This is a genomic window from Pantoea sp. SIMBA_079, assembly GCF_046940275.1.
Classification (GTDB): domain Bacteria; phylum Pseudomonadota; class Gammaproteobacteria; order Enterobacterales; family Enterobacteriaceae; genus Pantoea; species Pantoea borealis.
The window spans coordinates 1-257 of sequence record NZ_JAWRYR010000568.1; the positions used below are offsets into that span (position 1 = coordinate 1).

A 257-nucleotide genomic window follows, 5' to 3' on the forward strand; every position below is an offset into this window, starting at 1 on the left:
GTGGAAGTCATCGAGCCTACAGGTCCGGAAACGCATATCTATGGCCGGATAGCGGGACAGCCCATAAGGGCTGTGTTTCGCGAGCGCTTACATCTTGCGCCCGGTGAACAAGTGCCTGTAACTGCGAAGAGCGAACACATACATCTTTTCGACAAGGATAGCGGTCTCCCGCTTTGAACTCCCATGAGCAAGGTTGCCGACATCATCACGCGGCTGCATGTCGTGGCGCAGGACGGATCGAAATCCGACCGGCGGCT

1 protein-coding gene is annotated in these 257 nt (G+C 56.8%); it reads left to right on the forward strand.

What is annotated here, in order from left to right:
* Positions 1-177 carry a TOBE domain-containing protein gene (locus tag SB719_RS21230; RefSeq protein ID WP_412159899.1) on the forward strand — a complete coding sequence of 59 codons (177 nt, stop codon included), beginning with the start codon at positions 1-3 and terminating at the stop codon, positions 175-177.
* The last annotated feature ends 80 nt before the right edge of the window (positions 178-257 follow it).